General features: G+C 44.6%; 17 protein-coding genes. 3 read left to right on the forward strand and 14 right to left on the reverse strand.

Annotated features, from left to right (window positions below; all coding sequences use genetic code 11):
* Positions 1-405: 405 nt before the first annotated feature.
* Positions 406-2,133: an AMP-binding protein gene (locus tag JMX70_RS03575; RefSeq protein WP_201589565.1), complete on the reverse strand. Its 1,728-nt coding sequence runs from the start codon at positions 2,131-2,133 to the stop codon at positions 406-408.
* Between the two features lie 742 nt (positions 2,134-2,875).
* Between JMX70_RS03575 and parC the strand changes: the two genes are divergently transcribed.
* Positions 2,876-5,170 (forward strand): DNA topoisomerase IV subunit A, encoded by a 2,295-nt coding sequence (gene parC, locus JMX70_RS03580; protein ID WP_201589567.1) that lies wholly within the window; start codon positions 2,876-2,878, stop codon positions 5,168-5,170.
* A gap of 142 nt (positions 5,171-5,312) precedes the next feature.
* Here parC and JMX70_RS03585 read toward each other — a convergent pair whose 3' ends face one another.
* Positions 5,313-5,789 (reverse strand): BLUF domain-containing protein, encoded by a 477-nt coding sequence (locus JMX70_RS03585; protein WP_201589569.1) that lies wholly within the window; start codon positions 5,787-5,789, stop codon positions 5,313-5,315.
* A 566-nt stretch (positions 5,790-6,355) separates the two neighbouring features.
* Here JMX70_RS03585 and JMX70_RS03590 point away from each other — a divergent pair.
* Entirely contained in the window at positions 6,356-7,183 is an 828-nt protein-coding gene (locus JMX70_RS03590; RefSeq protein WP_201589571.1) for a Cof-type HAD-IIB family hydrolase, read from the forward strand.
* Between the two features lie 75 nt (positions 7,184-7,258).
* Here the strand turns inward: JMX70_RS03590 and JMX70_RS03595 are convergent, their stop codons facing one another.
* Positions 7,259-7,522: a hypothetical protein gene (locus JMX70_RS03595; protein ID WP_191690240.1), complete on the reverse strand. Its 264-nt coding sequence runs from the start codon at positions 7,520-7,522 to the stop codon at positions 7,259-7,261.
* A 383-nt stretch (positions 7,523-7,905) separates the two neighbouring features.
* Between JMX70_RS03595 and JMX70_RS03600 the strand changes: the two genes are divergently transcribed.
* Complete coding sequence (locus tag JMX70_RS03600; protein WP_144298086.1) at positions 7,906-9,027, forward strand: ABC transporter substrate-binding protein; 1,122 nt, start codon at positions 7,906-7,908, stop codon at positions 9,025-9,027.
* A gap of 132 nt (positions 9,028-9,159) precedes the next feature.
* Here the strand turns inward: JMX70_RS03600 and JMX70_RS03605 are convergent, their stop codons facing one another.
* From JMX70_RS03605 to JMX70_RS03655, 11 genes are all read right to left on the reverse strand, one after another.
* Positions 9,160-10,371 carry an FUSC family protein gene (locus JMX70_RS03605; protein WP_201589573.1) on the reverse strand — a complete coding sequence of 404 codons (1,212 nt, stop codon included), beginning with the start codon at positions 10,369-10,371 and terminating at the stop codon, positions 9,160-9,162.
* 235 nt (positions 10,372-10,606) lie between these two features.
* Positions 10,607-12,028, reverse strand: coding sequence for an FAD-dependent oxidoreductase (locus JMX70_RS03610; protein ID WP_201589697.1), 1,422 nt, complete (start codon positions 12,026-12,028; stop codon positions 10,607-10,609).
* Between the two features lie 135 nt (positions 12,029-12,163).
* Positions 12,164-16,627, reverse strand: a complete 4,464-nt coding sequence (gene gltB, locus JMX70_RS03615) for a glutamate synthase large subunit (protein WP_201589575.1) — start codon at positions 16,625-16,627, stop codon at positions 12,164-12,166.
* 817 nt (positions 16,628-17,444) lie between these two features.
* A complete protein-coding gene (locus tag JMX70_RS03620) occupies positions 17,445-18,563 on the reverse strand; it encodes a hypothetical protein (protein ID WP_201589577.1) in 1,119 nt (372 codons plus the stop codon).
* A gap of 301 nt (positions 18,564-18,864) precedes the next feature.
* Positions 18,865-19,980, reverse strand: coding sequence for a 3-dehydroquinate synthase (gene aroB / locus JMX70_RS03625; protein WP_201589579.1), 1,116 nt, complete (start codon positions 19,978-19,980; stop codon positions 18,865-18,867).
* 62 nt (positions 19,981-20,042) lie between these two features.
* Positions 20,043-20,606, reverse strand: a complete 564-nt coding sequence (gene aroK / locus JMX70_RS03630; protein ID WP_201589581.1) for a shikimate kinase AroK — start codon at positions 20,604-20,606, stop codon at positions 20,043-20,045.
* 165 nt (positions 20,607-20,771) lie between these two features.
* Positions 20,772-23,144 carry a type IV pilus secretin PilQ gene (gene pilQ / locus JMX70_RS03635; RefSeq protein ID WP_201589584.1) on the reverse strand — a complete coding sequence of 791 codons (2,373 nt, stop codon included), beginning with the start codon at positions 23,142-23,144 and terminating at the stop codon, positions 20,772-20,774.
* Positions 23,145-23,171: 27 nt separating this feature from the next.
* Positions 23,172-23,705, reverse strand: coding sequence for a pilus assembly protein PilP (locus JMX70_RS03640; protein ID WP_201589587.1), 534 nt, complete (start codon positions 23,703-23,705; stop codon positions 23,172-23,174).
* The gene (pilO, locus tag JMX70_RS03645; RefSeq protein ID WP_201589590.1) at positions 23,705-24,436 is read right to left on the reverse strand and encodes a type IV pilus inner membrane component PilO; all 732 of its coding nucleotides are present in this window, start codon (positions 24,434-24,436) and stop codon (positions 23,705-23,707) included. The genes JMX70_RS03640 and pilO overlap by 1 nt, the downstream gene beginning before the upstream one ends.
* Positions 24,433-25,086 (reverse strand): PilN domain-containing protein, encoded by a 654-nt coding sequence (locus JMX70_RS03650; protein ID WP_201589592.1) that lies wholly within the window; start codon positions 25,084-25,086, stop codon positions 24,433-24,435. The genes pilO and JMX70_RS03650 overlap by 4 nt, the downstream gene beginning before the upstream one ends.
* Positions 25,086-26,141: a pilus assembly protein PilM gene (locus JMX70_RS03655; RefSeq protein WP_201589594.1), complete on the reverse strand. Its 1,056-nt coding sequence runs from the start codon at positions 26,139-26,141 to the stop codon at positions 25,086-25,088. Before JMX70_RS03655 ends, JMX70_RS03650 begins: the two co-directional genes overlap by 1 nt.
* Positions 26,142-26,321 lie beyond the last annotated feature (180 nt).

A 26,321-nucleotide genomic window follows, 5' to 3' on the forward strand; every position in this document is an offset into this window, starting at 1 on the left:
AGTTATAAAAGCAAAAACTTGTGAATAAGAAGTCTTATGACATAAGAAACTGCTTATTCAAGAGAATTTGTCATTCACAAACTTTTAAGTTAAAAATCTCGAGACATATAGAGCCTGTCTAAGGGTATTTATGACGATAATATTCTACATTTATCGTCAAATACACCTGTTAAATAGAGTATCTATGGGCAAGAACTATAGCAGTTTTGCGCCCAGTTCTCTATGAATACTAGCAACCCCTTATAGAAAAACAAAAAAGATGATAAGGTCATTTGCATAAGACCTTATCATCTTTCACCATTCGCCTATCAAATATCAAGATATTTTTATCAATGCTCAGTATTGATAAAGCGCTATAAAAAGCCCGCTAAATTTGGTATTAGGCTATTTATGATATGAGACGGTTTAAGCGTGTTTCTTTTCTTCTAGGGCGCGTAAGTCTTTATGTAAAATCTTACCGACGTTAGATTTTGGTAGCTCGTCGATAAATTCAACATAACGAGGACGCTTATAACCGGTGAGGTTTTCTTTGGCATAAGCAAGCACTTCCTCTTCGGTCAGGCTACTATCACTACGCACAACAAAAATCTTCGGCACTTCGCCGCTTTTTTCATCGTCGATACCGATAACGCCGCATTCCAAAATCTTTGGATGACCAGACATCACATCTTCTACTTCGTTTGGATAAACGTTAAAGCCTGAGACCAAAATCATATTCTTTTTGCGATCGACAATCTTAAAGTAACCTTCTTCATTCATCACGCCGATATCGCCGGTACGGAAATAGCCATCCGCCGTCATGACCTCAGCCGTCGCGTCTTCGCGTTTCCAGTAGCCCTTCATAACCTGCGGACCACGAACACAGATTTCACCGCGCTCACCGAGTGGCACTTCATTGCCCTCTTCATCCAAGATGGCCATGTCTGTTCCAGGCATCGGTAGACCGATATTACCTGAGAACTCGCCTGTACCTTGCGGATTTGCTGAAGCAACAGGAGAGGTTTCCGACAGTCCATAACCTTGCACGATAATATTGCCGGTTATTTTTTCCCACTTAGCCGCGGTGTCTTTTAATACTGCCATGCCGCCGCCCATCGACATCTCAAGCTTGCTATGGTCCAATGCTTGAAAGGCTTCGCTGTTGGCAAGCGCGTTAAACAGCGTGTTGACCGCTGGGAAAAACGCCGGTGGATAGTCCTTATAAGCCTTGATTAAGCTTGCGCCATCACGTGGATTTGGTACCAATAAGCCGATACAACCTTTATATAAACCGTACATACCGCAAACGGTAAATGAGAAAATATGATACAGCGGCAAGGCGGTCATAATAACCGGCTGCTCGTTACGCTCTTGGAACTTATCAAACGCATCGCCAAGATAAGTATCACATTGAATAAGGTTGGCGACCAAGTTGCCGTGCGTCAGCATCGCGCCCTTGGCAACACCTGTGGTTCCACCTGTATATTGTAGGACCGCCACGTCATCAAGACCGATATTGGTTGGGCGTTTATAGTTTTTGACAGACAATTTATTGAGTGCTTTTTTAAAGTTTACGCTACCGTTAACCTTATAATCAGGCACCAGTTTTTTGACATGGCGCACGACTGCATTCACGATAAAGCCTTTTAACGGGCTCATCAAATCGCCCATCGAGGTAATGACGACGTGATCAACCAAGTCTTTACCGATGTCTTGATAGGTTTTGGCAAAGTTTTCTAGGATGAATAGCACTTTGGTATCAGAGTCTTTTAACTGATGCTCAAGCTCTTTGGTGGTATAAAGTGGATTAACATTGACCAAGGTCATGCCAGCGCGTAACACCCCTAATACAGCAACCGGTAGCTGCAAGATATTGGGCATCATAACCGCTACTTTATCGCCTTTTTGTAAACCAAGCGACTGTAGATACGCGGCAATTTGTTTGCTATAACGGTCTAAATCTTCATAAGAAAGTGTCACATCCATGCACACAAAAGCGGTACGACCTGCATGGGTAACGAAATTCTGTTCGAGGATATCGATCAAAGAAGTGTTGGCGGGCGGCATATCAATATCGTATTGGATGCCAAGTTTTTCGTAAGTTTTTACCCACGGTTTGTCATCGCGACGAATTACGTTACCTTGATTTTCCATAATCTTACTGCTCCTAATAATAGTGTGCTGGTATCAATCCATCCATAATCGAAAAGGTCAAACATATCTAACATCGGCGTACAACCAACCATTGATATAACGTAAGTAATGGTTGGCGGCTAACGATATGGAATATGGTGAAGGATCAACAATATAGCGGTAAATAGCCCTTTGTTGATTAACATACACACTTTATACAAACTACTCAATACAAAAGATTGAAACTTGAGTTCTTAAACTTACTTGACGATATCTATCTTTATTAATATCAGTGACTTAAATACTAAAATTGGCTATAATCACGACTATTTATATAATAAACTTTTATTTGTTATTAAAAAATTTATCAGTTTTTTCACTATTTTCCACCATTTCTAAAATTATGAAACCGTCAAATTTCTATTTTGCTCAATACTTCATTCTCAATATTTGATATTAAAGCTGTTATATCAAGCGCGTCACGTCCTGTCGTCTATTCTGACTTATCCCTTTTTAATTTTGCCAATATCCTTTACGATAGCACTATCTTATTTTTCCCTATTTTATCGATACAGTCAGTCCTAAATCAACTTAGTACAAGTATTATAACGCGCTACTGGTATTCATTTTCCTTGCTTGCTGTGCCTACGCAGACAGAGGCTGCGCAAAATTAATACCAGTAGCTCTGTGCTTATTTTATAGTGGACTGCCTATATAGATTGATTAAAAACCTCTTTTAAGAATCAAAAGCGAACCCTATTTTATGTCCGATGTTATTGATACCATTGACCCTATTATTCCTAATGAACCGATGGATACCCGCTCCGTGGCGGAATTCACCGAACAAGCCTATCTCAACTACGCCATGTACGTCATCATGGATCGGGCATTGCCCAATATCGCTGACGGTCTAAAACCTGTGCAGCGCCGTATCGTTTATGCAATGAGCGAGCTTGGGCTAAAATCGTCTGCCAAAGCCAAAAAATCCGCGCGTACGGTCGGTGACGTACTGGGTAAATATCATCCGCATGGCGATAGCGCCTGTTATGAGGCGATGGTACTGATGGCACAGCCGTTTAGTTATCGCTATCCGCTGATTACAGGTCAAGGTAACTGGGGTAGTCCCGATGATCCCAAATCCTTTGCTGCCATGCGTTATACCGAAGCTAAGATGTCGGCTTATGCCAATACCTTGCTTGCCGAGCTTGGTCAAGGCACGGTCGATTGGCAAGATAACTTTGATGGCACCATGCAAGAGCCGGTCACCCTGCCCGCGCGCCTACCCAATATTTTATTGAATGGTACAACGGGTATCGCCGTCGGTATGGCGACCGATATTCCGCCGCATAACCTTAATGAAGTGGTACGGGCGGCAATTCGCTTGCTAAAAAACCCTGATTTATCCGTGAAGCAATTGACCCAATCGATACCCGCACCGGATTTGCCAACCCCTGCTGAAATCATTACCAGTAAAAAAGACTTGCAGGCGATGTATGAAAGCGGTCGTGGCAGTTATAAAATGCGCGCCACTTTCCATATCGACCCAAAAGAAAAAAACCTCGTTATCATCGACGCGCTTCCTTATCAAGTGTCAGGCAATAAGATTCAAGAGCAAATCGCTAAACTCATGATGGATAAAAAGCTGCCATGGGTAACAGATATCCATGACGAATCAGACCACGAAAACGCTTGCCGTATCGTACTTGAACTACGTTCATCGCGCGTCGATGTCGAGCGTGTCATGAGTCATTTATTTGCCAGTACTGACCTTGAGAGTAATTACCGCGTCAACATGAATATGATTGGCTTAAATGGTAAGCCGCAGGTCAAAAACCTCAAAGAAATCCTTGAAGAATGGCTCGTCTGTCGCCGCTCAGTAGTCACGCGCCGTCTACAATATCGCCTCGACAAAATTGATAAACGCTTACATATCCTCGCAGGCTTGCTGATTGCTTATCTGAATATCGATGAAGTCATTCGTATTATTCGTGAAGAAGACGACCCAAAATTATCATTGATGCAAGGCTATGATCTGACTGAAATCCAAGCCAATGCTATCTTGGATATTCGACTGCGCCAGCTGGCAAGACTAGAAGAGATTGAGCTGCGCCGCGAGCAAGATGAACTGGCTGCCGAACGTGCCATCATTCAAGAATACTTGAACAATCCAGACAGCCTGACCAATCTGATGATTGACGAGCTTAGCGCCGACATGAAGGAACACGGCAACGAGCGCGTATCGCAATTGGCAGAACGTGAAGAAGCGCAAGCGTTAAAAGAGTCTGACCTCGTACCAAGCGAGCCTGTCACTGCCATCCTATCGAAAGCGGGCTGGATACGCGCTGCCAAAGGTCACGACGTCGATGCTGCTGGCATGACTTACCGCTCAGGTGATAGCTATCAAGCGCATGTACGTGCTAAATCCAATGAAAGAATTTACGTACTCGACAGCACTGGACGCAGCTACAGTATCGACGCCCATAGCCTCGCCTCTGCTCGTGGTCAAGGCGATCCGCTGACCAGCGTACTCAAACCGCCAGCAGGCGCCAGCTTTGAGCAGTTATTAACGGGCGATAATAACCAACGTATCATCCTCGCAAGTTCAGCAGGTTACGGTTTTATCAACACCGTTGGCAATCTCGATAGCAATCAAAAAGCGGGTAAAAACATCATCAACCTAGCAACTGATAGCCGCTTGCTACCTGTTGCGCGGATCGATGCTAATGCAGAAGCTAATGGCGATAATAGTGAAGCGGTAACAGCCACACCTGACCATCTTGCTGTCGTGACCAATGCGGGCTATCTATTGATATTTGCTCTTGATGATTTGCCTGAACAGGCACGTGGTAAGGGTAATAAGCTGATCAAATTAAAAGACGGTGAAGAAGTACTTGCCATCACGCCACTCAGTCAGCAAGACAGCTTAATCATCACTGCTGGCAAACGCCACGTGACGCTAAAGCCTAATGATTTGGCCAATTATACGGGCACTCGTGGTAATCGCGGCGGTCAGTTGCCAAGAGGCTTTCAGAATGTGACGAGTGTTGAGGTTGGTTAATAATAGCTATGCTTAGCATTCTAGTCTTTAACATTTAAAGCTTACAATACTTTTAACAAAAAGCCTCTTATACACAAGGTATAAGCGGCTTTTTTAGGCAGGCTAAAACAGATGACAATTATTGTCAAAAGACATTACTCATCTAAAAATTGCTAGATTCGGTATCTTTAAAAACTGCTGTCAAAAAGCTTTCAATCTGAGTACTTGTCATTAGATAGGGATTATAGTCAGAACCTGCTGAGAAGCTTTTTAGGGTATATTCTTCATCTTCAGCGCTTGATGTTAGATATTTAACTAAAAACCCATTCCATTGCCGCGATTCAATTTCCTCTATATTAACAATATTAGGGGAAATGGTTGAATGCTTGTCCAGTATTTTTGCTAAGGCAATATTGATAGCAGGCCTTGTCCCTTGAAAACTTTGAACGAAATAACCTTCGCTAATGACCAAAGCGGAAACGATATTGTTTTCCTCAAAATATCTTCGCCAATACTCAAATGCACGAGTCAGCTCGATTCCCGAATCTAAGTCAATATTTTTGGCGACATATGTCATGTTAATAAGAATATGCTCGCCATTTTTTTTCCCTTCAAGGGTATGACTTGTTGTTGTGTCCATAAGGAACCTTATTTACAAAAGCTTATTTAAGCTAAGATACACTTTATTATAAAAAATAATCAATAAGGTTTTTGCATTCTGACCAATTTTCTATCACCTATCGTTATTTCTTGGCTTATAGCTACCGTAGATACACTCTTGGTTTATTAATCACAAAGACGACCCAAACCAAGACTTATAATGAAAAAAGTTATAAGCTACTCCCTAACCCTGCCTTAACTCCAAAATCGGAATAACAAAGTCTTCTTCATCAGTCAAATGTTGCGAGAGTAAGTCGGTTGCATCCACCAAAGTCTGATGCAGTTACAAAGCCAAAAATTAGAAAATCAACTGTTTGCTAGCGAGCGCATCTTAAATATCAAAGGCAAACAACGCAGTAAAGATGATACATAAATTAGCCATAATCACTCTATTACTGTATTTTCAGCCCTGTAAAATGCATACTTATCCATAAATTCAAATTATATTATCAGTCATAACCCTTGAGACTATTCAGCAAATCTCAACGACTTTTTATACTAGCTTTAAATACCTAAATAGTCGTTTTTTAAATATAAAGGATACTCATGTTTATTGTAGATAAGGCGCCAGCCAGTATCAATCAGGCGTTACCAGTGCCGAAAGTGATATTTTTTGACATTGATGACACGCTCAGCCGTAATGGCATCATCGCTACGCACAACCAAGCGACGCTTGAGGCGCTGGCCAAAACTGATATTAAACTGGTGATTTCGACCGGACGCTCTAAAGCGATATTGCCAGCGGATATTTTAGCCTTGCTCGAAGCGGATGTCTTAGATGCCATTATTTGTATGAATGGACAATATAGTTTTGATAATAAAGGCTTGATTAGCCATTATCCATTGTCTGCTGAGCAAGCAGACAAAATCGTGCAGTTATGCCAAACCAGTCAGCTGATTCATAAGTTTGACTCGGCGACGCACATTGCTTGGTCAGACGAAAATGAGCGTTTGCGTGATTTTAATGCCAAAACGCCCAACTCTATCGTGGATCCACTCTATTATCAATCAAACCCCGTTTATCAATGCTCAGTGTTTTTTAACAATCAATTCGATAAAATGCAAGATATCGACTTTGCACAGGACGATTTAAAACTGGTACATTGGCATCATATTGGCGCAGACATCCTGCCCGCAAACGCCTCTAAAGCGCGCGGTATCAAAGACGTCTGTCGCTATTATGGCGTAGAGGCAACTGAATGCATGGCGTTTGGCGATGGCATGAATGACTTAGAGATGTTTGATTTGGTCGGCTATGCAGTAGCGATGGGCGATGCCCAGCCTGCGTTGATTGAGCGCGCGGATTTTGTCACGGGTACGATTGAAGAGCGCGGCATCCAGTCGGTACTCGAGCAATTTCATATAGCGTCTTGATAAATAGTTTATAAAAACCGCTATTTATCTAAGGCGTGTCCTGGTTTTTGAAATAAAGCCACGTCCTAGCAAAATTTAACGACGCTTAGCCATCAAACCATAAAGCCAGCTACCGACTTTATAAAATCCGACGATGATTAAAATAATTACCAGCGCTGCGAGCACATAAGCCAGCCAATTTGGCACGTGGCTTAACCAGCCAATGGTAAATGCCAAACCCAGATAGGTTTCAACTGGCCAATTCACGATTGGGGTTGGCGAGCCCGAATTAAATACCATCATAAAACCTATGATGCCAATCAAAGCCATCACTATCCCAGCGCGTACACGATTATTCATTGTCTTCCTCTTTTAATTCACTCAAATTGGGTAAAACTGTCTTATTTTTATTGTTTAAAGTCTTATACGGCAACTATAGTGGCATAAAACGCGCCTATCATGTCGCCTTTTCGACTACGATGCTATGGTAAATCTGTTTATTCTATAAAAGGCTATTGTTAAATCAAGCATGATAAAAATCAGCATTTGTCATCACTTATGATCATTTGGCATATTATTTTTAATCGCCTGAGCTGTAACGATACTAGTAAAACGCTAAGTACGATTGCCCTTTAAATTATGCGCAATCATAGCCATAATGGTTTACATAGCTGTAAATTTAGCATCGTGCCTGTTTTACGGGTTTTCTTGCTTTGCACCATTCTTATTTTAGGAGAGATATTTTGACTCATTTATCATCGTCGCGTGCTGCCGCTCGTAGCGCTCACATGCTTCCAAAAGCCTTATTAGCCGTGGCAGTTGGGCTCGTACTTGTGAGCTGTAGTAAATCAGATAATGCCGCTACCGATGGCGCTGCGCCCAGTGCAGAAACGTTAAACCTGTATAACTGGTCGGAATATATGCCGCAAGAAATCCTAGATGGTTTTACCAAAGAGACCGGCATTCGGGTCAATTACACCACTTTTGACTCGAACGAAGCGATGTACGCTAAGCTTAAATTGCTTGATGATTCCAGCCAATACGATTTAGCGATTCCATCGACGTATTATGTGGAAAAAATGGCCAAAGAAGGACTGCTACAAGAGCTTGATAAATCCAAATTAAGCAACTTTAAAAATCTTGATACCTCCTTTACCAATACCAAGGTTGACCCAGAAAATAAATACTCGATTCCTTATATGTGGGGCAGCACCGGCCTTGCCATCAATGGCGAAGCGGTCGATCCTGCCACCGTAAATAGCTGGAATGACTTATGGCGTCCTGAGTATAAAGGTCAAGTGATGCTAATGAATGACATGCGCGAAGTGTTTGGCATGGCGCTATTGACCCTTGGCTATTCAGGTAATAGTAAAAATCCTGAGGAAATCAAAGCCGCTTACGAGAAGCTAACGACCTTGATGCCAAATGTAAAAACCTTCAACTCGGACGCCTCGCGCATGCCCTATATGGAAGGCGAAACCACGGTTGGTATGAGCTGGAATGGTGAAGCCATCATCGCCAATAACGAAGGCTTGACTAGCTTGGTGTATAAATATCCAACTGAAGGGGCTATTCTTTGGATGGATAACTTTGTTATTCCAAAAAACGCCAAACAAGTCGACGCGGCGCACAAATTTATTGATTATTTACTGCGTCCTGAGAACTCTAAAATCGTCAGTGAAGAGATTGGTTACGCCTCGCCGAATATGGCCGCGCGTGAGCTGATGCCAGAAGAGGTGCGCAACAATCCAACCATTTATCCAAGCAAAGAAGTATTGGCAAAAGCGGAGTTTCAAGAAGATGTCGGTGATGAAGCGTTGCAAGTTTATCAGCAGTATTGGGATAAGCTTAAAACAGGGCGTTAATTCTGTAAGTTAATACACATTTATTAATTGCTGTTTTAGATGCCTATTATCTATCCAAAAAACGCTGACTTTATAGAGTCAGCGTTTTTTATTTGTCTTTTATTTGGTTGCTATTTTTTATTTGGCTTTTATTTATAAGTGCAAATCGGTTTCGCTGCCTTTATGCTCGATACGGCACTGCTCGCGGCGCTGATAGCGCAACCCAGAGGCAGCAAACCATTGCGGCTGGGTGGTTTGCAATAATTCACTAAGGCGCTGTAACTGTACTTGCAGCGTTTGGGTGAGCCAAAAATAGCCTTGCCACTCAAAGCCTAATTTCTCCACACTTGGATATTCTGATACCGCAATGCGCGTAATCGGGCGAAACACTTCATCACTGGGACTACGTAGCACCGCAGCCATATGCTGCATCGCTTGCGTCAACTCATGCTGATAATGAACCAATAAAACATGGTTCTCCTCATCGATTTCAATATTTGCCAAGCGCGGCGCTGCACTGAGCAGCAAATCAATCGTCCCGATAATATTACGGTGGGTGCGCTGGATGGTCTCCAGCGTCTCTTTTTCGATCCCCGACTCACTTGCGGTCGCAGCGATATGTGGACGCACGGCCAGTAGGCGCTTATTGATCTGTTGTAATGTGGTGACCAACGCTCTATCAACAGGTATTTCTTCAACTGAAAAAGCCACTGGATTTGATTTATGGGTCGTGTTGCCCGCCGCTCCGTCCGCTGCATCAATATGATGGCCAACGCTTGCATATAAGCTGCTACAAGCATCAAGATTGCTACTCAATAGAAATCGCCACATCAGCGTTGATTTTAGCGGTAAAATGAGTGTGACTGCGACCGCCACGCCTGTCCCTAGCAAGATATTGAGCGCACGATAAATGCCGTCTTGACCAATACTACTATTGCCTAGATCGGAGACAATCATTAACATCGTAATACCCGTCAGCAGCCCTGTGTAGCCAAGCTTACGAACGGCCAGATAGCCAATAATGCCGCTTAATATACCGATAAGTGCATAATCGATCCATAGCCATGCCCCTGCATTTTGATTGAACCACAACACCCCTAATGCTGTGCCAATACCTAGTAGCGTGCCCAGCACACGCTCTTTGGCCTTGGTATAAATCGCTCCTTGATATTGCAACAAACCCAATATCACGAACACAGTAATGGTCGTCCACTCGCCATGTGGCAAGTGGGTAAACTCATTTAACAACAGGGCAATAAGCACGGCCACGCCCAAACGTATGGCATGCAAAACATCGGCATGCTGATAGCGGGCGTAAGGCTCTACAAACGGCGCGGTAAATCGTTGCCAAAAAGTCGGTTTCACGCAGGGCGTCTCTTATAATGGATAAATAAAAAGTAGCTTAAATGATAACTGCTAGCTTAACCATTCATAAAGCAATTATCAAAAAAATAACGCCTTTTATCCCGTAAAGATAAAAGACGTCAACGTTATAGTTATAAACATGCAAGGGCGTGTCCTCATTTTAAAAATGATGAAAAAGCATATTTGGATTTGGCTATTGATAACTACCAATAGCCAAATACTAGACTTCTAAAAGCTAGACTTCTAAGAAATCTAAAATACCTTCTGCCGCTTCACGACCTTCCCAAATCGCCGTCACCACCAAATCAGAGCCGCGCACCATATCGCCACCGGCAAATATTTTTGGGTTACTGGTTTGGAATTTAAAGGTTTGTTTTTCGGTGGCGACCACTCGACCCGAGCCGTCCATTGTCACTTGCTGACTGGCAAACCAATCGGCCGGGCTAGGACGGAAACCAAAAGCCAGAATAACCGCATCACACGGGATGATTTCTTCTGAATTGGGAATAGGCTCAGGGTGGCGGCGACCATGACTGTCAGGCGCGCCCAGATGCGTGGTAATCACCTTAACCGCGTTTACCTTGCCATTTAAGCCAATGATTTCGGTCGGTTGACGATTGAATAAAAACTCAACGCCTTCTTCGCGCGCATTGACCACCTCACGGCGAGAGCCGGGCATATTTTCTTCGTCACGGCGATAAGCGCAAACCACTTGCTGCGCGCCTTGACGCACACTGCTACGGTTACAGTCCATCGCGGTATCACCGCCGCCTAGCACCACCACTTTTTTGCCTTTTAAATCGATATAGTCTGCTGAATTTTTTTCCCAGTCATTGCAGCGATTGACGTTAGCTATCAGATAATCTAGCGCATCGTAGACGCCTTCTAGCTCTTCGCCTGCAAAGCCGCCGCGCATATAAGTATAAGTGCCCATGCCCATAAATACCGCATCGTACTCGCTTAACAACTCATCAATACTGACGTCGCTGCCGATTTCGGTCTCTAAACGGAACTCCATGCCCATACCTTCGAAAATGACACGGCGATTGCGCATGACATCTTTTTCCATTTTGAACTCTGGAATACCAAAGGTTAATAAACCGCCAATCTCAGGACGCTTATCAAAGATAACAGGTTTGACCCCGTTTCTGACTAAGATATCGGCGCAGCCCAGTCCTGCAGGCCCTGCGCCAATAATAGCGACTTTTTTATCCGTCCAAACCACCTCGGACATATCAGGACGCCAGCCAAGGGCAAAAGCGGTGTCGTTGATATACTTCTCAACATTGCCAATGGTGACCGCGCCAAAGCCATCGTTTAGCGTACAAGCGCCTTCACACAAGCGGTCTTGCGGGCAGACACGGCCACAAACTTCAGGCAAAGTATTGGTTTGATGACACAATTCTGCTGCCTGAAATATTTGTCCCTCGCTTGCTAATTTAAGCCAGTTGGGAATGTAATTATGTACCGGACATTTCCACTCGCAGTATGGATTGCCGCACTCAAGACAGCGGTGCGATTGCTGCGCTACTGATTCGCTATCGAACGGCTGATATATTTCTACAAACTCTGTTGAGCGCGTAACGATGTCTTTTTTGATTGGCTCAAGGCGCGGTACATCTAAAAACTGAAAACTATTTTCTAAGCGTTTTGCCATGGTATTGTCTCTTCTATAGTGGGTAACGACAGCCAATATCTGTAGCTTAAATGAGGCAAATTTACGGATAGAGGCTGTCATTTACCTGCTTAAAACCTATGAATTAAACTGCTTGTAAACCTCTTACTGTCTCACTTATTGTGGGTCAGCCGTCGTGGTTTTAAGCAGGGTCGCAACGTTTGCCGCTTTGGGTTTCACCAAATAGAACTTACGCGCGTAATGCTCAAAGTCCGCTAAGATGGTTTGTCCCCACGCACTGCCCGTTTTATCAACATGGGTTTCAATCACTTGTTGCAAGTAAATACGATGACCTTCCATTTGCTCGCTTGAGATACGGTTTAAATCAATCAGTTCATGATTACAGCGGTCAAAAAAGTCACCATCCATATCGAGGACATAGGCAAAGCCGCCGGTCATGCCTGCGCCGAAATTCAGCCCCGTACGCCCAAGGACAGTAATGATGCCGCCGGTCATATACTCGCAGCAATGGTCGCCCGTGCCTTCGATGACCGCATGAGCGCCCGAATTACGTACGCCGAAACGCTCACCTGCTGTACCCGCCGCATACAACTTGCCACCAGTTGCGCCATACAAACAAGTATTGCCGATAATGGCGGTTTCATGCGTGGTGAAACTTGAATCTTGCGGTGGATAAATGACAATCTCACCGCCCGCCATGCCTTTACCAACATAGTCATTGGCATCGCCTTCTAGCTCAATATGCAAACCGCCTGCATTCCAGACCCCCAAACTCTGACCTGCGGTGCCGTTTAGATGCAGCTTAATGGGCCTATCACTCATGCCAAGGTTGCCCCAGACCTGCGCAATCTCGCCAGAGATACGCGCGCCAATAGAACGATCACAGTTGCCGATGGCATAGCTGAAATCGCCGCCGTTACCTTGACGGATACTCAGCAGCATATCGTTAATCATTTGCTCAGCAAGTAAGCCTTTATCAAACGGCTCATTGCGCGCCACCTGACAAGTTTGCGCTTTGCCACTACTCGCTGGATGACTAAACAATAACGGCGTTAAATCCAAATGCCGCTGCTTATCGGTATTACCTTCTAACACGTCAAGCAAGTCAGTACGTCCGACCAGCTCTTCCATATTGCGCACGCCAAGAGCGGCAAGCCATTCTCGCGTTTCGGTTGCGACAAATTTAAAGAAGTTAATCAGCATTTCCGCTTCACCGATGAAATGCTCATCACGTAGCTGGGCTTTTTGGGTGGCAACGCCGGTCGGACAGTTATTAAGATGGCAAATCCGCAAGTATTTACAGCCAACGGCAATCATCGGCGTGGTGCCAAAACCAAAGCTTTCTGCCCCCAGAATTGCGGCTTTGACCACATCAAGACCGGTTTTTAGACCGCCATCGGTTTGAATACGAACTTTATCACGCAAGCCGTTGACCCGTAGCGATTGATGCGTTTCAGCAAGCCCCAGCTCCCACGGCGAGCCAGCATGATGGATGGACGAAAGTGGCGATGCTGCCGTACCGCCGTCATAACCTGAGATGGTAATCAAATCAGCGTAAGCTTTTGCCACACCCGTCGCAATCGTACCAACGCCTGGACGCGAGACTAACTTGACCGAAACTAAGGCATCAGGATTGACTTGCTTGAGATCAAAAATAAGCTGCGCCAGATCCTCAATCGAATAAATATCATGATGCGGCGGCGGTGATATGAGCGTCACACCCGGCACTGAATAACGCAGTCGCGCAATCAAAGCATTGACCTTACCGCCTGGCAGCTGACCACCTTCACCCGGTTTTGCCCCTTGAGCAACCTTGATCTGCATAACCTCTGCTGAGCGCAAATAGGCAGGTGTGACCCCAAAACGACCAGAAGCGATTTGCTTGATTTTTGAGTTGCGCAAGGTGCCGTAACGGACAGGGTCTTCACCGCCCTCACCTGAGTTTGAGCGACCGCCAATGGTATTCATAGCAATAGCGATGGCTTCATGCGCTTCTGGCGACAATGCGCCTAACGACATGCCTGCAGAGTCAAAACGCGACAAAATGGCCGAGATATCTTCAACCTCGTCTACTTCAAGCGGATTGTCGGTTTTAAGCTGTAATAAATCTCGCAAAGTGGCGACCGGACGGCTATTGACGATTTCTGCATACTGACGGTAATTGTCATAATTACCAGTTCGTACTGCCATATGTAGACTATTAATCACATCAGGGTTAAAGGCATGGTATTCTTTATTAAAGACAAATTTTAATAAGCCACCTTGATCAAGTGGTGCACGACGCTTAAAGGCGTTAGCCGCGAGCTGCGCTTGATCTGCTGCCAAATCGGCAAAGGTTGCACCTTTAATACGACTTTGCACGCCTTTAAAACATAAGTTAACGACTTCTTCAGAAAGACCAACCGCTTCAAATAACTGCGCGCCGCGATACGAGACAATGGTAGAGATACCCATTTTTGATAAAATCTTCAGCAGACCTTTATCCAAGCCTTTACGGAAATTGACCCGCGCTTGAATCGGATCACCAAGCAGCTCACCCGTCGCAACCAAATCATCGATGACATCATAAGCAAGATACGGATACACACAGGTCGCACCAAAGCCAATCAGTACCGCCACTTGATGTGAATCGCGTGCCAGACCAGTCTCGATAATTAAATTGGCATCGGTACGAATACCTTGGGCAATCAGATAATGATGCACCGCACCAGTGACCATAATGGCGTTGGCCGGTAGTTTGTCGGCGGCGATATTCTTATCAGACAACACAATCAAAGTAAAACCCGCACGAATGCTGCTTGCCACTTGCTCACAGATGGCTTTGATGGCGGCTGCTAGCTCAAGATTGGCATCGCAGTTTAAGTCGATACGCGCCATTTGAAACGCCGGATCAGCCAAGTTTTCAAGCTGCTGCATTTTACTGGCTGATAAAACCGGCGACGATAAGATAATACGATGCGCGTCACGTGCTGATGGTGCAAACACATTGGTCTCAGCACCAAGACACGTCTGTAGCGACATCACAATGGACTCGCGCAATGGGTCAATCGGTGGATTGGTCACCTGCGCAAACTGCTGGCGGAAAAAGTCACCGACATGACGTATTTGCTGCGACAGCACAGCCATTGGCGTATCATCACCCATCGAACCAACTGGCTCTTGCGCGTTTTCGGCATTAGGACGGATGATTTCTGTACGCTCTTCATTGGTGATGTGATACATTTTTTGCAAAGCTTTTAGCGGCTCACCGCGGCAGGCTTGGGCGGCAAGCATTTCTTCTAAGCGCTCATCATCACGAATACGCGTCGCTTCTTCGCGCAGCCATTTACGATACGGATGTGCTTTTTTCAGTAACGTCGCAATCGCTTTGGTATCCATAATTTGACCAGTCATGGTATCGATAACTAACATCTGACCGGGCCCAACGCGCCCTTTAGCAAGCACATCTTTTGGCGCATAATCCCAAACGCCGACTTCTGAGGCTACCGTGATATAGCCGTTCTTGGTGGTCACCCAACGCGACGGCCGCAGACCATTACGGTCAAGCATACAGACCGCATAGCGACCGTCTTGAATCACTAGCCCTGCTGGGCCGTCCCACGCCTCCATATGCTGCGAGTAAAACTCATAAAACGCGCGCAAGTCCATATCCATGCTATCGACATTTTGCCAAGCGGGTGGTACTAGAATCGACATCGAGTGGAATAAACTCATACCGCCCGACATCAGCACCTCTAGCATATTATCTAAGCTTGATGAGTCTGAGCCGGTGCTATTAACCAATGGCGTTAGTTCGCTTAAATTGGGCAATTTATCAGATTTTAATTTTGGCGTGCGCGCTTCAGACCAGCTACGGTTGCCGGTGATGGTATTAAGCTCACCATTGTGCGCCAGATAGCGAAAAGGCTGTGCTAGGGGCCAACGCGGCAAGGTATTGGTTGAAAAACGCTGATGGAAGACCACGATATGCGAGGCCAAACGCGTATCTTGTAAGTCTAAAAAGAACGCTGGCAGGTCTGATGGCATGACCAAACCTTTATAGATAATGGTCTGACAGTTTAATGAACAAACATAAAATAACTCGTCATCATGCAGACGCTGTTCAGCTTTTTTACGGGCGACAAATAATTTGCGGTTAAAGTCATCGGCCGCTATCTCGTCTGGTGCATTGACAAATATCTGCTGAAAACCAGGTAATGTCTGACGCCCAATCTCACCAACGATACTTAAATCAAGCGGCACATCGCGCCAGCCCGCCACTGCTAACCCTTGGGCGGCAATCTCTTCATTAAGCACCTGCTGACTATACTGCGCTTTTGTCTCATCCAAACTGACAAACACCATGCCAACGGCAAAATCGGCTGTCAGGGTAAAGCCTTGCTCAGCGGCGATATCGCTAAAAAATACCGTCGGCGTTGCCAGCAATAAACCGCAGCCATCGCCAGTCTTACCATCAGCGGCAACGCCGCCGCGATGGGTCATACAGCTTAGACTATGAATGGCTGTTTTTACCAAATCGTGACTGGCTTGGCCCTCGATATGAGCTATCAAACCAAAGCCGCAGTTATCAGAGAAGTCATCTGGGGTCGCCAAATGCGTAAAGGAGGAAATCATTGACATAGCTTGTCCTTTTGAGTGAGCGGACGGCCTATACTTTCAATATGAAGTAGCAACCAAACTCCGCGGGCAGAACGGGCTAAATATATTCACATAAGCGGATTAATAAAGCGCAAGCGGAGAAAATAGTGCAAGCGTTTTGAGGGTGATAAAAATACTTATCACGACTCTCTTTATTTTATAACCATCACAGCGATTGATTTAACGTTACCGCTAAGACATCTATACCTAAATTCTTATCGGACTCTACTTACTTTTATGTCTGTTTTAACGGTTAAAAACTCAATATGAGCGGCGTAAACGTTAATAAAAACGGTGACGCCTTAACCCCTCCAATGGACAATAAGCAAAGCAGCTGATAAGAAAGTTATGGATAAATTGGCGATGAATAGGTTAAACCGCCGTCAAATATGAATATCAGACGCTCTACATTCAAGCGCCTTAACAATCCCAATCGGGATAAAATGAGGAGTTGCGCCACTTGCGATAAGCTTAAATAGGTAGCAAGTAGCAGCGCTTGAAACGACCATATCGAGGTATGAAATAACAATTTACGATAACTATACAGAACGTCGCCCTCAGTTATCTTAGTTAATGATGATTAAAAAATCTAGTCTTTTCTATCAACTCATACTCTAGTTTTTGTAAAAAAATATATTATCAATGTCGTATTAACGACTAACTATTGAGAATAATTACTTATTCAAAGCCGCTTTTATAAGCGTTACTAAGCTTTTTTAATAGTAAATAAATCGTTCACGAAAAAGCCCCTGCCATAAAATACGACAGGAGCGTTTATAAAACGGTATGCTCGGTGAAGTTAGTTACTTTTTTCCTCAATAAGCTCTTTGATGCTGTCATTGTTGTTCTTTGAGGCGTTATTTTTTGAGGCATTGTTATTAGTACCGGCATTAGCGTTGGCATTTTTATTAGCCGCATTGGAATTGGCGTTCTTATTAGCCGCATTGCTGTTTGCATTCGTATTCGGCGGTTTAGGCGCTTCAACCACGGATGGTTTTTTCGGTTCATTATTGTTACTTGCTTCAGATTTTCGGCTATTATCTGCATTTTTTGGTGTTGGTGCAGTCGTTGTCTGCTCTTCGATACCGACCGTACGCTCTTCATTGACAGATAAGGTCTCAGAGGTATCGACTGACTGACGAATACTTTCAGCAGTGCTATTATTCGTCCCTTCTTGGGCGCCGCGATTGGCATTACTTGCTGCTTGCTCGTTGACACTATCGTTAGCTGGTGCTTTCTGACGCACCGGCACTTCGCGTTTGGTTGGGCGCAAATTGACAGCGCGCGTGCGTTTGGTGCTTAAGTCCTTGACGGGATCAGGACGTTCATAATTATCGATAATACTGACGTAGCGATTGATCTCTTCTGGCAACACACGCACATTAGCAGGCAGCTTAAAGTCTATTAGCTTAGCCGCGCCAACCGCTTCTTGTGGACTGCTCATCAGCCCATAAGTCAGCATATAACGTACTTGATTGTTTTCATCGAGGTAGCGGAAATAAGCGAACTTATCGCGATCTTCTCGGCTTTCTAAATAGCTGACAATGACATCATTTTCAGCGACATTCATCACCTGCACTGTCCACTTGCCTTTGTTAGCGAGCAGATAACGCTTGTCTTTAAACTCATCAGGATAGCTGCGTAAGTCTTTAACCGTGGTATCAAAACTAATCGGCTGCACGTCTGTATCGAGCTCATGCAAAGACTCTATCTTTAGCGGCTGCTCAAGCTCAGCGGTTGAGGTTTGTGGCGCTGAAATTGGCTCATTCTCAATCTTAGCACCCATCGCTGGCGTTTGGCTAAACATCCAAACTAAGGCGGTAAACACGCCCAATAGCAGGGTTGCTATCAGCCAGATCAGTGCTTGACGGCGATATTTCTGCCCAGCTGTGCGAGTCGTCGAGCGTGATGCTGCCATGGAGAGGTCCTTGGAAAAGGGTACTTATAAAAAGATACTTATAAAACGCTAATCCCAACTTATCGTAGGCTTTTGATTTTTATAGAATTTAAAATTCTAATTGTTTTAACTGAAATTTTAAAAACTAAGTAAACCAATACCTTAGAAAAATAAGTTGAGAGTGGGGTTTATAAAAGAGTTTTATATAATAATGGTCTTAAAAAAATAATGGTTAAAATGATTATTTTAAGCGTTTAACGATTATATATTAACTGATAAATTAAACGTGCTACTTACCTACTGAATACTTCACGAGCTTGTACTATTGATGCTGCGACAAAACTTCGATCAAAAGCTTGGCATCAAAATCATTGGTCAATACCGCTTTACCTAATGATTTTAACAAAATAAGGCGGATTTGTCCGTGTTTGACTTTTTTATCATGACCCATCAAACCTAATGCCGTTTGTAAGTCAATAGCGGGCGGCGTAATCGGCAAATCTGCCAAGGTGAGTACGCGTTTAATACGAGCAACATCATTACTCGTTAACCAACCAAGCTTTTGCGACAGCTCAGCTGCTTGCACCATACCGGCCGCGACCGCCTCACCATGTAGCCAATTACCATAGCCTTCATGGGTCTCAATCACATGGCCAAAAGTATGACCGAAGTTTAACAAAGCGCGTACGCCGGACTCTCTTTCGTCTTGGGCGACGATATCGGCTTTATATTGACAGCAGCGGTTCACTGCCTCGCCAAGTACGGCTAAATCTAACGCCATCATCGCTGGTAGATTGTGCTCAAGCCACGTCAAAAACTCTGCATCCATAATCAGCGCGTACTTGATGACTTCTGCCAAGCCTGCCGATAGCTCACGCGCGGGTAAGGTTTTTAGCGTGCTCATATCGGCAAGCACCATTTGCGGCTGCCAAAATGCGCCAATCATGTTTTTACCTTGCGGATGATTGATGCCGGTCTTGCCGCCGACGCTCGAATCCACCTGTGATAACAGAGTGGTTGGGATTTGAATAAAATTGACCCCACGCATAAAGCTTGCCGCGGCAAATCCTGTCATGTCGCCGACCACGCCGCCACCAAGCGCGATTAAGGTCACATCACGGTTAAAATGCTCTGCCATCAGCGCATCATAGATCTGGTTAATACTGGTCTGGTTTTTATACTGCTCACCATCTGGCAGCACACAAACCTTGACCGTAAACTGCGCTTCAAGCTCATCCTGTAGAGCCTTTAAATATAAAGGCGCAACCGTCTCATTGGTGACGATAAGGACTTGATGACCGGTAATATAAGGCGCGATTTGACTTGCCATGCTGCTTTTTTTAGGACTAATGGCATTACTATCTTCAGTAATAATAATAGGGTAATCATGACTTTTCGTCTGTACTGTTAAGTTGGCATGAAACAGTGGCGTTGCCATGAAAATCTCCTTAAGTATGAGGATTGAATTAAATTGAGCGGCGTTGTTTATTAAACTTTTTCTTATTGATCTTCTTGATGTGCTGAGCTAATAGAAGTTGAGGCACAAAATGCGTCTAATTGCTGCAATAACTGATTGACCATATGGCGAGGATAGGTATGGCCGGTCGGCATAATAATATGCGCCACTTGCCGATATAAGGGGTCGCGGGCGCTGTATAAATCTTGCAATACCTTCCTAGGGTTGGGCTGCTGTAATAGTGGTCGCGACTTATCTTTGGCCGTACGCGCCATTTGCACGTCTACTGGCGCATTGAGATAGACGACGATACCACGTTCATGAAGAAATGCTCGGTTTTCAGGGGCCATTACCGCACCGCCGCCGGTTGCTAAGACAATTTGTGTTTGCTGCGTCAGCTCATCAATGGCGCGCGTCTCCCGTTCGCGAAAGCCCGCTTCGCCTTCTTTGGCGAATATCCAAGCAATATCTGCGCCGGTTTGTGACTCAATATACCAATCACTGTCTACAAACGAGCGTCCTAACTGCTTAGCAAGCAATCTGCCAATGGTGGTCTTTCCCGCTCCCATCGGCCCCACTAGAAATACCGACGGTAATTCCTCAACCATAATACGCACTCAGCTAAATTAGGTATGATACAACGTCATGGATATTCTGGCTAGTAACGTGTATTGATTATTGTCAGTAAAATCTAAGCAATTACGAAAATCAGCCATAAAAAAAGCAAGCGTTGCTGCTTGCTTTTTTTTATTATGAAACAATGAAACGCTAGATTAATTTAGGCGACTGGTACCATCATTAATCAATTTTGGCGTGACAAAGATCAATAGCTCTTCTTTGGCATTGTTACGTACATCCTTGCGGAACGCACGACCAACATAAGGTAAGTCGCCTAAGAAAGGTACTTTATCGACCCCATTGCTTTTACGGTTTTTAAATACCCCGCCCAGTACAACGGTTTGCCCATCTTCCACAATCACATTGGTTGAAATAGAATCTTCAGCAATCGCGACCTGATTGTTAATAATAGTCGGTGTGCCATTGGTGATAAGCAGCTGCAAACCAATTTTACCGTCTGGGGTAATGTTTGGCGTGGCTTCCAAGCTCAATGCCGCTTCTTTAAAGCTGGTCGTGGTCGCGCCACTGGCCGAGGCTTCTTGATAAGGAATTTGCGTACCAGAAGATACTTTTGCCGTTTGTTTATCAGCAGTCAAAATCTTTGGCGTCGAAATCACCTCACCGCGGTTATCTGCTTGTAGGGCCGATAGTTCAAGATCGAGCATCACATCTGACATGCTAAGCAGTCCAAAAGCAATCCTACCCGCTGGGTTGGCAACCCCTAAATCCACGTTTAAGTTATCAGGACGGCTGATGTCATATTTAGGATAAGAAACTGTTTGACCATTGACGGTCGTCGTCTCTACATCAAAGTCTTTCAAGTCCCATAGCGTCTGATTGCTACCACCGACCAGCAAGTTACGGTTATTGGCAGCGCCGTTTGATAAAATACCCCAACGCACGCCAATCTCTTTACTAAAGCTATCGGTTGCGCTAACGATACGCGCTTCAATCATGACCTGACGGACTGGAATATCAATTTTACCAATCAGCTTATGAATATTCTCGATGCTTTCAGCAACGTCTTTGATAATCAAGGTATTGGTACGCTCATCAACCGTTACCGTACCACGGTTAGACAATAAGGTATTGTTATCAACAGAGTTTGCGTTGCCAGTACCGCTGCCACCTGATGAACCACTACCTTGAGAGATCAGCGTCAACACATCAGCCGCTTTAGCATAGCTTAAGCGAATGTATTCTGTACGTAGCGGTGCATAAGACTCAACCGCTTGCTGCGCTTCAAGCTCACGCGCTTCTTGTTCTGCAAGCTCAGTCGAAGGTGCGACCAAAATCACATTACCGTTTTCACGTTTGCCAAGATTCTTACTTTTTAGAATGATATCTAACGCTTGATCCCAAGGAACATTAATCAAGCGCAAAGTGATGTTGCCCGCCACCGAGTCACTCGCCACAATATTCATTTCTGTAAACTGGGCCAATATATCTAAAACACTACGGATTTCGACGTCTTGAAACTCCATCGATAATGCTTCGCCGGTATAGACTTTTTCTTCTAATGTTGGCTCGCGTAGTAGCTCAGGCTTTCTGATATTGATGTTTAATTGATTGCCTGATTGGTAAGCCTGATATTCAAAATCTTCTTTGACATTAATAGTGATCACACCATTTTGCCCTTGATTCTTGGTATCAATACTATCAACCAGACCGCTATTCACATTCAAGCGGCGCAACAAGTTTCTCGGTACCGTGCTACCCGTTAAACGAACGACCAATTTATTACCTTGGCGCTGCACGTCTACTGGAATAGCTTCGTTAGCGAGCGCAATGCTAACGTTACCGCCGCCGTCATTGCCTTTGGTGAAATTAACCGCCGTTAAACCATCATAACTATATTGCTTACTCACTTGTGAGGCGGCAAGCTGTGGGCTTAATAAAGGATTGACGCGCACTACCATAGTGTCAGCAGGTGCCTGTGTTGCAACTGCTTGATTTTTTACTACTCTGGTTTTAATTGGCGCAACGGCAACGCTACTGCTCTCAACAATTGGCGTCACTACCGCAGTAGTGGTGATAGCTGCGTTGCCATTTAATACGTCTTGGACTGGGTCATTGGTAACTACTTGATTAACTACCGGACGACTAGGGTCGCTGATGGTTAGCAGCAAATTATTGCCCTCAATAGCGGTAGTATAATTGCCCGCTTGTTTGAGACCGACGATCAGACGCGTGGTATTGTCACTATTTAGAGTGGTGACATCGTTGATCATACCAACATTATATTCACTAAAACGGCTGGCAAGCCCATTTTGCACTTGTTCAAAATCTAATACCAAACGGCTTGGATTATCAAGCTGATAGGCAGCAGGTAATACTGGCTTACCGGCAAACCCTAAGCGCATTTGGGTAACCGCTGGCGCTGTTTGTACCACAGAGACGTTATTGATACGCTGCTCAGCATGAGCACTGCTACTTATTGCTACCATACTCATTGCCAATACAGAGATGGCAAAACTAGAAGATACGCGGTCGCTCATCGTCATTACCTTGTTGTTGCGTACTGTCATTATATATTCCTCAAAAAATCTGCCGACTTAGCTTATAGGGGAGACCAGCGACTGGGGTTTTTCAACAAACCCAGCGCGGCTGTCTGGCACAATTTCGATCAAGTTAATCTGGGTCGGCGTGATTTCAACAATACGGCCGTCATTTAAGCCAAGATAATTACCGACTCTTACGCTCGCAACCGAACCGTCAGGACGCTGTACTAAAGCATATTGCTGACCTTCAGGTGAAATAACGACGCCGCGAAAGACGAGTTGCGATAGCTCATATTGTTCAAGTGGTTCTTTCACTCGGGTTATATCAGGGCGCACACCATCAATAGAGGTGGCAGGGCCTTGGACATTTACTAAGCTTGGCGGCAAAAATGGGCTGCGTTGCGTACTGGCACTATAAACAAAATCTTCTACCAGCTCAGCTTTGGGCGGCGGCTCAATCGGCTGTGCTGGCTGATTACGAATAGCAGTCATCGCCTGCTCTGCCATGCCAATACGGTCAGTACAACCGGTCATTGACAAAACAGTCGCGCTTAAAATCAGCAGCATGGGCAGTTTTTGGTTACGCATTAGTTGCCTCCTGCAGCATCAGTAGTAGCAGCATCTGGTGCAGTGGTTTCTTCACCTTCAGGAGCGGCTTCTTTTGAGCGATAGGTTTTGGTTTGTAGCACAAGATTGAGCTCAGGCAATACATCTAGAGTTGGCTGTGGATTACTGACTTCAAAATCATGCATGGTAATAATACGCGGCAAGGCAGCAAGACCACTGATAAAGCTACCAAACTGATGGTATTCTCCTAAGGCAGCGATACGAATAGGCTGCTCAATAAAAAACTCATTTTCAATTTCAGGCTCAACAGAGATATCTTGAAAACGAATGTTACTGCCAACGCCCGTCATATTGATACCTTCGACCAGCTCTGATACGCGGGTATCTTTTGGGAGTTGATCGAGTAAAGTATTAAACTCAGTTTCCATTTGAATCACTTGCGCTTGATAGGCTTTTAAATGACGTGCACGCGATTCTTTTTCGCGGTAGCTATCAAGTAAAGTTTGCTGCTGACTTTCAGCCGCATTAATTTCATCAATTTTGCTGCTGATTGGCAGCGCCCAAGATAGTGCTGCAATCAAAGCAATAATAAATCCAATCACGGTGACTTTGACAGGAAGCGGCCAGCTGCCGTAGTTTTCGCTGTCTAATGATTCGAAACTGCGGCGAAACTCATTTAAGTCAAACTGCTTTTTTGTACTTAGCGCCTCTTTCTTGGTTTTAACCAAGCTCTTTTTTCGAATCAGTTTCATAACTCACCTCCAGACGCAGCGTTAACCTCAATCTCTTCTGCTGTTTCTGACTGTACTTTAGTCGTGACAACAAACTGAACATAGCTGTCTTCAGGATAAACCGGGCGCGACTGCTCTCCAGTGGTTACCGTATTTTCTAAGGCGGGCGCGGCTTGATAAGCGCTGATATTTTGTTGGATGTTGCTGACAGCTGAATTACCCATCCACTTACTGCTATCAAGATTACGAATCAAGCTAGAGACGATATTTGGATTGTCAGCAAGGCCTGTCAACGTCAGCACATCGCTTTCGCGTTTTAAATTGGTTAAATACAGCGCGGGCGGTATTGCTTTGGCAAGATCATCCCATATACGGACTGGAACTGGGCGTCGTCCTTGTAAATCTTGGATAACCTGCATGCGTGAGATGATGTCTTCACGGCGCTGCTCTAAGCTATCAATCTCGACCAAGGCTTTGTCTAAGCGAACGTTTTCTTGCTCAATCAGCGCATTGGCATCCAATTGCTCATCGAGTTCATTGTTAAAATAGCTCCATGAGGCGAATGCCGCTAATAGAGTTAACAAAGTTACTGCGGCAACCAAAGTGATAAATTCTTTATTGCGGCGTTCGCGCTCTTCTTGCCGCCAGGGCAATAAGTTAATACGAGCCATTAGTCGAAGCTCCTTAACGCAAGACCGCAAGCGGCCATTAAGCTTGGTGCATCAATCGCCAGTTGCTCATTGTCAATGTGCGGAGCGATGGTCATGTTGATGAACGGATTTGCGATAGTGACAGGGACACCCAATCGTTGCTGCGCCATACCGGCAAGCCCTGCAATAGAGCTGCTACCACCCGCTAGCACGACATGATCAATACTGCTGTATTGGCTAGATGAGAAGTAAAACTGTAATGAGCGCGTAATTTGCTGGATGGTATTTTCGATAAACGGTGTCAAAACCTCAGGATAGTAATCATCAGGTAAAGTGCGTTCACGTTTGCTAATGGTTGCTTCTTCAGCAGATAGTCCATAACGGTTTTGAATCGCATCAGTGAGCTGAGCACCACCAAATAATTGTTCACGACTATATATAAACTCACCATTTTTAGCAATATATAAGGTCGTTTGATTATGACCAATATCGACTAAAGCGACCAAGTCTGGTACATTTGGCAAGTTATCTGCCATTAATCCAAAAGCACGCTCAATGGCATGCGATTCGATATCCATCACTTTGGTTTGTAAACCGCCAAAAGTAAGCGCATCGACTCTTTGGTCGACGTTTTCTGAACGCGACGCCGCTAGGAGCACTTGCACCATATCATCGTTTATCAGTGACGGCCCTAGTACTTCAAAATCTAAATTTACATCTTCTAATGGATAAGGAATATATTGATCGGCATCCAAACGAATCTGTGCTTCACGCTCCACATCGTTAAGCACCATATCCATATCAATAATTTTGGTAATCACAGCAGAACCTGATACAGCAGTTGCCGCACTACTGCCCGCAGCTTGGCAACGCCTTGCTAGGCTTGTTATAGTACTACCCACTGCTTCAGTGTCTACGATGAGTTTGTCGACGACTACGCCTTCTGGTAGCGCTTCGATACCGTAAGACTTTAAATGAAAGATACCTTGTTGGCGCTGAATGTCGACCAGCTTTACTGACGTGGCGCAAATATCCACGCCAATCAAATGCCGACTTTTAGAAGTAAATAGCCTCACGAACTCTATACCTTATATTAAGTGTACATTCTGATAGTTATTTGTAATAATTTAGTACAATACTTTACTTAATAGATAGATTCAAGCATTTAAATTACCTATTAAGGCACAATTACACATTTATTATTACTTGCCTATTTTGTTCAAGGTATAATCTCCTACCTGTTGCAAATTTTAATT

This window comes from Psychrobacter pulmonis (assembly GCF_904846465.1).
GTDB classification, from domain to species: domain Bacteria; phylum Pseudomonadota; class Gammaproteobacteria; order Pseudomonadales; family Moraxellaceae; genus Psychrobacter; species Psychrobacter faecalis.

Excerpts from the sequence above, each read along its gene's own strand:
- JMX70_RS03575 (WP_201589565.1), bottom strand. The coding sequence starts at position 2,133 with ATGGAAAATCAAGGTAACGTAATTCGTCGCGATGACAAACCGTGGGTA.
- parC (WP_201589567.1), top strand. The coding sequence starts at position 2,876 with ATGTCCGATGTTATTGATACCATTGACCCTATTATTCCTAATGAACCG.
- JMX70_RS03585 (WP_201589569.1), bottom strand. The coding sequence starts at position 5,789 with ATGGACACAACAACAAGTCATACCCTTGAAGGGAAAAAAAATGGCGAG.
- JMX70_RS03590 (WP_201589571.1), top strand. The coding sequence starts at position 6,356 with ATGTTTATTGTAGATAAGGCGCCAGCCAGTATCAATCAGGCGTTACCA.
- JMX70_RS03595 (WP_191690240.1), bottom strand. The coding sequence starts at position 7,522 with ATGAATAATCGTGTACGCGCTGGGATAGTGATGGCTTTGATTGGCATC.
- JMX70_RS03610 (WP_201589697.1), bottom strand. The coding sequence starts at position 12,028 with ATGGCAAAACGCTTAGAAAATAGTTTTCAGTTTTTAGATGTACCGCGC.
- gltB (WP_201589575.1), bottom strand. The coding sequence starts at position 16,627 with ATGTCAATGATTTCCTCCTTTACGCATTTGGCGACCCCAGATGACTTC.
- JMX70_RS03620 (WP_201589577.1), bottom strand. The coding sequence starts at position 18,563 with ATGGCAGCATCACGCTCGACGACTCGCACAGCTGGGCAGAAATATCGC.
- aroB (WP_201589579.1), bottom strand. The coding sequence starts at position 19,980 with ATGGCAACGCCACTGTTTCATGCCAACTTAACAGTACAGACGAAAAGT.
- aroK (WP_201589581.1), bottom strand. The coding sequence starts at position 20,606 with ATGGTTGAGGAATTACCGTCGGTATTTCTAGTGGGGCCGATGGGAGCG.
- pilQ (WP_201589584.1), bottom strand. The coding sequence starts at position 23,144 with ATGACAGTACGCAACAACAAGGTAATGACGATGAGCGACCGCGTATCT.
- JMX70_RS03640 (WP_201589587.1), bottom strand. The coding sequence starts at position 23,705 with ATGCGTAACCAAAAACTGCCCATGCTGCTGATTTTAAGCGCGACTGTT.
- pilO (WP_201589590.1), bottom strand. The coding sequence starts at position 24,436 with ATGAAACTGATTCGAAAAAAGAGCTTGGTTAAAACCAAGAAAGAGGCG.
- JMX70_RS03650 (WP_201589592.1), bottom strand. The coding sequence starts at position 25,086 with ATGGCTCGTATTAACTTATTGCCCTGGCGGCAAGAAGAGCGCGAACGC.